The 10,590-nt window shown below is 42.9% G+C and carries 6 protein-coding genes; 4 read left to right on the top strand and 2 right to left on the bottom strand.

What is annotated here, in order from left to right:
- Window positions 1–625: 625 nt before the first annotated feature.
- Together MOX91_RS06465 and MOX91_RS06460 are read left to right on the top strand one after the other, a co-directional pair.
- Window positions 626–2,116 carry a serpin family protein gene (locus MOX91_RS06465; protein ID WP_370397263.1) on the top strand — a complete coding sequence of 497 codons (1,491 nt, stop codon included), beginning with the start codon at window positions 626–628 and terminating at the stop codon, window positions 2,114–2,116.
- Between the two features lie 216 nt (window positions 2,117–2,332).
- Window positions 2,333–3,508 (top strand): FprA family A-type flavoprotein, encoded by a 1,176-nt coding sequence (locus tag MOX91_RS06460; protein ID WP_370397262.1) that lies wholly within the window; start codon window positions 2,333–2,335, stop codon window positions 3,506–3,508.
- Here the strand turns inward: MOX91_RS06460 and MOX91_RS06455 are convergent.
- Window positions 3,500–5,275 (bottom strand): thiamine pyrophosphate-binding protein, encoded by a 1,776-nt coding sequence (locus MOX91_RS06455; RefSeq protein WP_370397261.1) that lies wholly within the window; start codon window positions 5,273–5,275, stop codon window positions 3,500–3,502. The two genes, MOX91_RS06460 and MOX91_RS06455, sit on opposite strands and share 9 nt — an antisense overlap.
- A gap of 106 nt (window positions 5,276–5,381) precedes the next feature.
- On the opposite strand from MOX91_RS06455, the gene MOX91_RS06450 reads away from it, so the two are divergent.
- On the top strand, window positions 5,382–5,915 hold the full coding sequence (locus tag MOX91_RS06450) for a hypothetical protein (RefSeq protein ID WP_370397260.1): 534 nt from the start codon (window positions 5,382–5,384) through the stop codon (window positions 5,913–5,915).
- A complete protein-coding gene (locus MOX91_RS06445) occupies window positions 5,912–9,514 on the top strand; it encodes a M12 family metallo-peptidase (protein WP_370397259.1) in 3,603 nt (1,200 codons plus the stop codon). Before MOX91_RS06450 ends, MOX91_RS06445 begins: the two co-directional genes overlap by 4 nt.
- Here the strand turns inward: MOX91_RS06445 and MOX91_RS06440 are convergent.
- Window positions 9,511–10,590 (bottom strand): NAD(P)/FAD-dependent oxidoreductase, encoded by a 1,080-nt coding sequence (locus MOX91_RS06440; protein ID WP_370397258.1) that lies wholly within the window; start codon window positions 10,588–10,590, stop codon window positions 9,511–9,513. The two genes, MOX91_RS06445 and MOX91_RS06440, sit on opposite strands and share 4 nt — an antisense overlap.

Below are 10,590 nucleotides of genomic sequence, written 5' to 3'. Positions count from 1 at the left end.
GTAGCAAAAATTACGAAGTAATTTTCCCGTAGGGCGACAACAGCGCGGATTTTGCAAAGCAAAACCAAGCGAGGGAGTGCAATTATGAGCCCTGAGTTTCGAAAGAAGCTCAGGGCTCTCTTGTTTTGGGACAAAACCACTGGAAAGTTTTTGCTCTCCTTGTTATCTACTACCTGACGCTATGATGTTTGATTCCTTAATTTTGTTGTGAATCTACCTCTGCTTTTTTTAACTAAGAAAGTAAGCTTGATTTTCAAAAAGGCTTTTGTTAGAAAAATTTTATGAAAAAAAGTTTTTTATTCTTTGTGTTTTTTTTAACATGCGTTTTTTGTTTATCGGAAAATAAAAGCAATCTTGTAAATGTTTCAACTTCGGCACCGTCCGCAAGTAATAAATCTGAAGTTTCTGATTTTTGGATATCCAAAAGCGGAAAACGACATAATAAAAATTGCAGGTATTATAGAAATTGCAAGGGCAGATCATGCACTAAAAATGAGGGAATACCTTGCAAAATTTGCGGCGGATAAATATGTCCTTATGTACAATATTTGATTTATGTAAGCGTTAAGGTATGAGAAGATTTTGTTTTTTGTTCTTTTGTATGCTTTTCTTGCATTTGATGGCGATGGCTGAAAAGATAAACGTTTTGAACGATGATTTTTTTATAAAAAGAAATGCCAATGCCATAGAAGGTCTAAATGCGCAATTTGAAAATTTACAAAATAATTTTATATCAAATATAGGCGAAGAAATTTTATGGGTCGGCATCAGCGATTATGGCATTATTCGTCAAAACATTTATGTGGTTGTTACCTCTGATAATGCTTATCTTTTTAAAAATAAAAGCATTGTAAACGACATGGATTTAGGGGATTTTGCGAAGATTTTGCTGACTCCCAAATTGAAGGAATTGTCGGATAAGGTTATTCAAAATCTTAATTCCGGTAAAATTAAAAATAGCGGGATTATTTATGACTCTCCCTTAATTTTATTAAAGTGGAAGAATGGAAGTTCGGCATTTCGTGAAAAAGCATTCTATTCTGACCCTTCGCAAAACGAACTTTTAGGTGATATTTTTGCCTTTATGGGCGAATGTGAAAATATTGGAACTTTTGGTTTCTTCAAACTTTTAAGGGAAGAAAATCCATCGGCAAACATCGCTTTTTCTCCTGCTTTGGTGAATATGGGGCTACGCTTTATTTGTGAAAATTCTTGCGGAGCAGTCAAGCAAGAGGTAGAGCCTTTTGTGTCGTCGGAGCCTTTACCTAAAAAAGAATGGATATTTAATTTTTCACTTACTGCAAATTATAATAAATCGCTTACTCTTGTTGACGGCATAAAAAAGTGCGGATTTTCGTTATCGTCTGCCGATTTCGGATTTTCAAATGATGTATTGAGGCTAGTTTTAAAATCTAAATTTGAGGGAAAATGGCAGAAAGATTTTGATAAAGTTTTTACGTCAAAAGGAATTTTTGGCTCAAAAGAGTTTGGCTATTACGAAGTCGATTTTATGAAGCGCAACGACGAAGAGGCGAAATATGCCGAAACTGACAGTTTTGAAGTTGTATCGCTGCCATTTAAATATGGCGACTATGAAATGTTTTTCTTCAAGCCTAAACAGGGAAAGGGTTTGGCGGATTTTGACGCGTCTAATTATAAATCTGCCATTGAAAGAACGAGATATGCGTCAAGAAACGTAAAGTTGTCTATCCCAAAATTTAAAATAAAATCGGATTTGGATTTTATTCCCACGCTTAAAAAGTTAGGCATAAACCGTCTCTTTGAATATACAAATGACTACAAGTTGTTTAAGGAAGAAATTTCTGTTGCGTGTGAAAAATTCCGGTCTGAAACGGAAGTTGAAATTGACGAAAAGGGGGCGATTGTAATTTCACAAGTTGTTGTTATGCTAGCTGTTTTTGGTTCTGAAAATATATCGGGTCCCATTGAATTTAAATTGGATAAGCCCTTTATTTATGCAATCTATAATCGCAGAACTTCGCAAATTTTGTATATCGGGCAAATTGTGACTTTTGAAAACAAAATCAAGAAATCCGACAATAACAACTTAAAAACAATGTTAACCGAATACTTGGACGAACAAGCAAAAAAATGAAAGCTCGCATCCGTTCTTGCGATATGAATGCGGGTTCCGATTAGCTATATATGACAATAAGATTACAAACTTAACAACTGTCTTTATTTTACTATTCGCAAAAGGTTTTTAAATTTCCCGCGTTAAAAAATTTTTTCTAAATTATTTTGCGTCTTGCGTTTATTTTTTTGAAAAAAGACTTTGCAAAAATTTGCCGATAGGTTTTTTTGTTTAGGTATGAAGAAGATTAATGACTCCGTTTTTTTCTTGGGAATAGCCGACAGGGAGCGCAAGCTGTTCGACCAGCTTGTTCCGCTCAGGGAAGGCACCACTTACAATTCGTATCTTGTGAAAGGCGGCGAAAAAAATGCGTTAATCGACACGATGTATGCGCCGTTTGCAAAAGAATATTTGGATGACGTAAAGTCGGCAGGGGTAAAAATCGACTACATTGTTTCAAACCATGCCGAGCAGGATCACTCTTCCTTAATACCCGCGCTTCTTGAAATTTATCATGACGCGGTTGTTTTATGTTCCTTGAAAGGTGCGGAAAATTTAAAGAACATGCTGAATGTTGATTCCTCTAAAATCCGCGTTGTTTCCGACAATGAAGAGGTGTCGCTGGGCGGAAAAACCCTGCGTTTTTACATGACGGCGTTTGTGCATTGGCCTGACACGATGTTTACTTATCTGGTTGAGGACAATCTGCTTTTTACCTGCGATTTCTTCGGGGCGCATTATACTTCGTTTGATTTGTATGCAGACAATTCTCCTGCCTTGGAGCTTGCGGCGAAGAGCTATTATGCTGAAATCATGATGCCTTTTGCGTCGTTTTGCAGAAAGCATCTTGCGCTTGCAAGAAAGATAAATCCCGCGATGGTTTTGCCGAGCCACGGGGCGGTTTACAAAGACCCGAAATTCATTTTCGAGCTTTACGAAAAATGGACTTCGACGGAAGTTTCGGGCAAGGTTTTGATTTGCTATGTTTCGATGTACGGCAACACGAAGATTTTGGCGGAGCGTCTCTTAAATTCGTTGTCAAAGCTTGGCATTTCCGCAAAGGCGGTTGATTTGATGGAAACCGACGAGGGTGAGCTTGCCGAAGAGTTGATTGACGCAACGGGTGTTGTTTTCGGCTCTTCATGCATATTGTCGGGGCCGCATCCGCGCTTGGTTTACTGCGCTTATTTGATGTCGATTTTGAAGCCTAAAACAAAGTTTTACACGCTAATCGGCTCTATCGGGTGGGGCGGAAATTTGATTGCGCCGATTGAGGCGAATTTAAAACTCCCGTCAATCGAAAAGCTTGATCCGTTTGTAATAAAAGGATGTCCCAAGCCCCAGGATTTTGAGGCGTTGGAAGCGTTTGCACGTGCCATTGCCGACAAGGTTGCAGAGTTAAAATCAGCTTAAATTCGGGTTTGTCATAACTTCAACAAGCGCGGGACCGTCGAATTGCAGGGCTTTTTCGACGGCTTCTTCGAGTTCTTCCGCTTCCGAAACTCTTATGCCGAACGTGCCGCACGACTTTGCAAACTCTGCGAAATTCGGATTTTTAAGCGAAGTTGACCAAACATTGAAGCGGGCGTTTGTCTGCTCCAATGATATTTTTGCAAGCTCGGAATTGTTGAATACGACGCATTTTATCGGCATCTTGTATTTTGAGACGGTTGTCCAGTCTGCGAGGTATTGGGCTAATCCGCCGTCGCCCACCACTGCGAACACCGGCAAGTTTTTAAATTCTCCGTCTTCTTTTGTCGCGCAGTATGCCCCCATGGCGGAAGGAAGCCCGACGCCGATTGAGCCGAGATAAAAAGAGAGCAATATTCTTTGGTTCTTCGCCTCGAAATATCTGCCGAAAGAGTAGGCGACGTTGCCGACATCAACGCTTATTATTGATTTTTCTGGAATTTTTTTCGACAAAACTTGGCAGGCGAATGCGGGCGAGATTGAGTTTGTTTCGTTTTTTGCGGCTCGTTTGGATTTTTCCGAAATCCAATTTTCTTTCAGCGTTTTTATTTCGGGACGGAAATCTTGTTTTTTTACCGCCTTTTCTTTAACCATTGCAAAAAGCGCGGATAGGGCGAGTTTTGTGTCTGACAAAATCGCACAGTCTGCCTTACGGCGTTTGCCAAAAGCTGACGGGTCATTATCTATTTGAATGACGGGAACTGTTTTTGAAAGCCCTGTATGCTTGCTGAATCCGCAGCCTGCTGCAATTATCAAGTCCGCTTTTTCGGCAAGTTGCATTGATGCCGATGTTCCGCTTCTTCCAAGCACTCCGCAAGCGAGTTCTCCGCTTTCATTAACGAAGCCTTTTGCGCGGTATGTCGTAAAAATCGGCGCGTTTAAAATGTTTGCAAAATCGAGGCATTCTTTTACTGCGCCTTTTGCGCCGAAGCCCATAAGAATTGCGGGGCGGCTTGATTTTTCAAGCATTTGACAGGCTTTTTCCAGAGACTTCGGGCTTGGATAACATTCCGTTTTGCAAGTTTTTGGGAATGTTTTTGAAGGCGATGCGGCGGCAGTTTGTACATCGTCGGGAACAACAATTTGGCTTACGCCGCGTTTTACGACTGCGTTTGCGTAGGCTTCGTTTGCAGTTTTTGCAAAGTCGGAATTTTCAAACAAGGTGTATTGGTTTTGCGCAACGCTTTCAAAAATGGAAGTTAAGTTCAGCTCTTGGAATATTCCATAATCAAGTTCGCTTGTCGGAACTTGCCCCATTATTGCGATTGCGGGGGAATTATCCAAGGCGGCGTCGCAAAGCCCTGTGAGTAGGTTTGTGGCTCCGGGGCCCGCGATTGAAAGGCAGGCGGCGGGTTTTCCTGTAAGTTTTCCGTATGCGGACGCCGCGAATGCCGCGCTTGATTCGTGGCGAATTCCGAAAAATTCCATTTTGCCTTTTTCTACATTTTTTCTGATTGCATCGGCAAGCCCAAGGTTTGAATGCCCGACCATCCCGAACACAAAGCGAAGCCCGTTTTCTTGAAGTGTGTCAATCAGGACTTCCGCGGCGGTGTGATTTTCGCTTTCGTTGGTCTCCTGATTTTCAGGCTCAAACATTCCTTTTGGCGCGCCGCAAAGGGGGCAGCACCAGTCGCCTTTCAAGTCCTTAAAAAGTGTTTTTTCCGCTGATTCATCGTATTTATATCCGCAAACCGTGCATATGTAAGTCATTTTCAATCCTTTTTTTTATTGTGTATTTATTTTTTTGATGCGCAAATTTATTGCAAGAAAATTTTATGAATTGACTTGGATTTAGATGAAAATAAAATTCATTAGTATGAAAAGATTGGCGTCATTATTTATTCTTTTGCCGTTTTTTGCTTTAAGCTTATCGGCATCGGAAGTTTTGGTTTTGTCTGCTCCAAAATCTGAAAATTCAAAAGCAAATGCGGCTTTCTCGCGGAGTCTTTCGGAGGTTTACGAGCTCAGGGTTCAAAATATTGAAATTTTTAACGACGCGCTGAAATCTTTGAAAGCACTTGAAAACCAAAAAGGCGCGGAGCTTCCCGTCTTGCGGCTTTCTCTATTTGACGATGTTTCTTTCGATATAAAAATTTCTTCCCTAAAAACAAATTCCTTGGGCGTATTCTGTGTCAAGGGAAGTTTGGAAGGCGGCAAAAATTCGTATGCAGTATTGGCGGTTTCTTCAAGCGGGGTTTTGACCGCAAAAATTTTCGACGCATCGAAAAATTACGAGTATAAAATCGTTTGCGACGTTTTAAATTCAGAGCAGAAAGCGGTTGAAAACGACGTTTCAAAAATGCCGAATTTGCCTTGCGGAACTGTGCAAGAAAGGGTGCTTGGCAAATGAAAAAGTTTGCGATTTTAATATTTTTACTTTTCGCGATTCCGCAGTTTGCGCTTTCTGCCGCGATAGACATAATGCTTGTCTTTGACATCGACGCCCAAAACTACGCAAGGCGCAACTACGGCGGAAGCTTGGAAGCATACGCAACGGAAATAATTGAAGAAGCGAATATTTTTTACGCAAATTCAAATGTGAACATCGAGCTTAACTGCGTAAAAGTCCACGCTTGGAACTACAGTTCGTCGGGAGACGGAAGCGTCGATTTGGAGAATGTTACAAACTCTTCTGAAATTGCGTCTTTGCGCGACGAGTGCAATGCCGACATGGTGTCGTTGATTACAAACGCGTCTTCTTGGGGAAATTTGGGCGGCATCGCTTGGCTTGTCAGTTCTTCTTCCGCAAACAAGTCTCTTTTGTTTTCGGCAGTCAACCGCTCTACGGGATCTGCTTCTACTTTTGTCCACGAGCTTGGGCATAACATGGGGCTTACGCACTCGCCCGACCAGGCGACGGAGCCGGGCGGCAACGGGCTTTATCCATATTCATGTGGCTATCATTTTATGGGTTCAAGCGGCAAGAAATATCATACGATAATGGCGTACAACTTTGACGGTAAAGGCGGCTACTATTCGCCTACTTCGATGTTTTCTTCTCCCGAAATAATTTTTGACGGCGTTCCAATGGGAACTTACGAAAAGCACAACTCGTCGCTTTCATTAAACCAAAGGAGGCTTGACATTGCAAGGGTTGGGTTTGATTCGCATTCCGCGCCGAGAATTCTCGAATTTACGCGGAATGCCAAGATAAACTCTGCGGGCGACACTGCGGATTTTACGGTAGAGGCGGAAAATTTGTCGGGGATTTCATACCGCTGGCAGATAAAAGAAAACGCAAATTCGCAGTGGTCGGATTTGCCGCATTGCGCGTCGAAAACATTGTCTTTCTCAGGAGATGAAATTTTTGAAAAGTACGGGGCAAAATTCAGGTGCGTTCTTTCAAATGCTTACGGAAGCAAGATTTCGGAAGAGGTTGGCTTTGAATTTGCCGTGGCTCCAATAACGCTTCTATCTTCAACCGATTCCAATATTGAGGTTTTTGAAGGGCAGAGCGCGGATTTGTTCGTGGAAGTCAAGGAAACGGACGTCAAATTCCAATGGCAGGTAAAAAAAGGCTCGGTATGGTCTGACATAGACGGCGCAAATTCCCCCGAATGGGAGGCGAAAAACATTCTTTCAAAAACGTCATTCAGGTGCAAGATAACGAGGGGTGAATTTGAATTTTACGCCCCGCAAATATCAGTGTCCATTTTAAAAAACGCAAAAATCACTTCCGATTTAAGTTCGGAAATCCGCGCTTATACAGGCAATGTGATTGTTTTTTCAATAAAGGCTTCGGGCGACGGGCTTTCGTATTGCTGGCAGAAGCTTTCAGAGGGCATTTGGCTCGACATTGAAGGTGCGGACGGGGCAAGTTGCCGAATTGCAAATGTCGGATTGGAAGATGCGGGGCAATACAGGTGCGTGGTTTCAAACGGTGGCGGCTTTGTTGTTTCAAATACTGCAAATTTGCAGGTTTTGCGGAGCGCGCGGATTGACGCCGAGCTTGGTGACACAGATGTGTATTCAGGCGACGATGCGTTTTTTGAAGTTATTGCAACGGGCGACAATTTGGCGTACCAGTGGCAAAGTTCTAAGAATATGTCTTCATGGACGAATTTAAAGGGCGAAACTTCTTCGGTGCTTAAAATTGAAAATGTCGGCTTAAAAGACGGCGGAATTTTTTACAGATGCAAAGTTTCAAACGCGGGGGCTGCGGCATACTCGAATGCCGCGGAACTTATAGTGAAAGCCCGCGCAAAAATCGAAAAGTGCATGCGTTTTTACACGGCTAAGCATTCGTCTTTGAACATAGAAGCTTCGGGCTTTGATCTGCATTACAAGTGGCAGAAATTTGACGGCGATATTTGGATTGATGTCGGAGAAGATTTAAATACGCTCAAGCTATCTTCCGCCGACTGGCAAAACAGGGTGAAATTCCGCTGTATCATCGGAAACACTTTGAATTTTGAAAACCAAATCATAACGGAATTTTCCGCGGTAAATTCAAGCATTGTTTTGGACGAATTTGAAAAATCCTTGGAATGCTATGAGGGCGTTAAAATAAAACTTGCTGCCAATGCCGAAAACTTGCTTGAAGGCTCTAAGCTGACCTTTAAATGGGAGTGCGACAAAAACGACGGCAAGGGCTTAAAGCAGGTCGGAACAAAGCCCGAACTATCCATAACTCCGACACTCAAAATGGACGGGTGGTCTTACAAGCTTACTGTTTCAAATGGAGAGGACGCCGAAGAGGCGGCGTTTTCTTTGAAGGTGTTTGAAAAACTCAAAATCACGCAAAAGCCCAAGCCATTAACGGTATTTGAAGGTTTGCAAAGCGAGGCTTTTTCAGTGTCGGTATCGGGGTATAATCCGTCATACCGGTGGCAGATGCAGGTAGCCCGCGTGAATGAAAAGGGAAAAATCGAATGGGTTTGGGAAGACATCGAAAATGCAAACTCTTCAGAATTTTATCCCGAAACGGCTTTGGATTTGAACAGCGCAAAATTTCGCCTCAAAGTCTTCAACGGCGGAATGGAAATTTACACTTCTTCTGTAAAATACACCGTCAGAGAGTCCGCAAAAATTTTAGGAATTGATGCGGTTCAAAACAATAATCTTATAAGCTCCGAAAACGCGGCGGCGGAAGCGGTCGATGGCTCCGCCATTACGCTTAATGCAGATGCGCGCGGCTACTTGGTCAAATACAAATGGTATGAAAACGGAGTGGAAATAAAGGGCGCGACGCAGAAAAAGTACGTCGTAAAAAAGCCGTATTCGGGAATGTACGCATATACTTGCGAAGTTTACAACATGGATAAAAAATCGGTTGCGACTTCTTCAAGCAAAACGATATTTCTTCATGTAAATCCATCTCTCAATCCTTTGGAGCTTTCGGGGCAGAGCTTTGCGTTCTTTGAAGGAGGGGAATATATGTTTACCCTTGCGTTTGTTTCCAACTCTTCCGCAAAAGTCATAAGTGAAAACGATGTTTTGGAAACGGGCGAAATTAAGAGCTACCGCCTTTACAAAAACGCAAGTGCATCTTACAAGCAAAAGGACGGTATTTGCAATTTCAAGCTTGGCATCAGTTGGCAGGATGCGCTTGAAAACGGCGAAACTCTTAACCTTTCAAAGGCGGAAAAAGAAGAAATTTCGGGTGCTATTGATTTCGGAGGCGGGGAAACCGCAGAATTCGGACGATTTGAAGTCGCGAGGGTTATAGAGCCTTTAAATCCTCTTCCGATAAGCCTTGCGGGAGCATTCTTGAAGCTTGGAGAATTTGAAATCGAAGTTCTTGGCGACGGCAAAAATTGTTTTGTAAACGGGGAAAAAGGAAGTTTGTCTTACAAGAGAATATCTCCGTTTGTCGCGACATTCACGGGCAGGCATGGTAAAAATTCGATAAAAGACGGCGTTTTGGCAATTTCAAACGGCAAAATAGTTTTCCGCTTTCAAGACGGGAAATCCCGTCTGAAAACAGGGGTTGCCGAGATTGATTTTTAAAAATCTCCGCGGTAGAATTTGCGGATATGGCGCGCAAGGTCGGCTTCTTTGTCAAGCTCCGCCTCTCCTTCCAAATACTCGGCGAAGTGTTTTGCAAAATACGGAGAGAGCGCGTAGCCTTTCGAGCCGAAGCCGTTGAATGAATACAGGTTTTGAAACTTTGGGTGGCGTCCCAAATGGGGGCGCGTTGTGGCGGTGCAGGGGCGCACTCCGCTTTCCTGCTCTACAATTTCAAATGGGATTTTCCCGATGATTGAGGGAAGGGCTTTTGCAAGCTCTTCGCGGGCTTCAGAAGTGGGGGAGGGGTTCATGAAATTTACCCTGTCCCAAGTGGAGCCGTTGCGGTATAGGTTGCCCTTGTATTTCATGAGCCATTTTTCGCGGTGGATTATGTGCTCAGAAACGTTTTCTTCTATTTTAACCGTCAGAATTTCCCCGCGGGCAGGGCGGTATGGAAGCCAGTTGAAATAGGGGTTATAGATTGCGCGCCAGCCTTCGCAAAACACTATTTTTTTCGCCTTTAAGTTTTTGTACTTAACAAAGCCGCTTTCGATTTCCAGTTGTGAATAATCGAAATTTTCAAGCCTTAAAACGCCGCATGAAGCCAAGTGGCTTCTTAGCAAATTCATCGCATGCGGAGCTTCAACCCACGCGGCGAAGTTGATGAAAAAACTGCCGAAGTTGTCGTTTAGTTCGGGAAATGTTTTGGGAGGGTTGTATTCGCTTAAAAAGCTCGAATAGTCAATGTCACCTTTTCTCTTATGCCATAGCTCCGCTTCTTCCGAAGACTTGCAAAGCTGTAAAATCTGGCGGTCGAAGAAAAATTTTTCGCCGAACTTTTCTTGGAGGGAGGCATAGTATTTTTTCGCGTAAGGCATTGCAATGCCGCTTCTCCAACTTTTTACGAGACGCTTGCCCGTAATGGGGTTCAGCACTCCCGCCGCAACCTTGCATGCGGCTCCATTCCAATCGTCGTCAATCACCGCGATTTTTTTCCCGCGCTCTAAAAGGTGCATTGCGAGGTTTGAGCCTGCTATTCCCTGCCCTGCGATGATGTAGTCAAAAAAATCTTCCAT

This window comes from Intestinicryptomonas porci (assembly GCF_033971905.1).
Taxonomy (GTDB): Bacteria; Verrucomicrobiota; Verrucomicrobiia; order Opitutales; family Intestinicryptomonadaceae; genus Intestinicryptomonas; species Intestinicryptomonas porci.
Note: the sequence above shows the minus strand (reverse complement) of the source record. Positions and strands in the feature narration are given on the sequence as shown.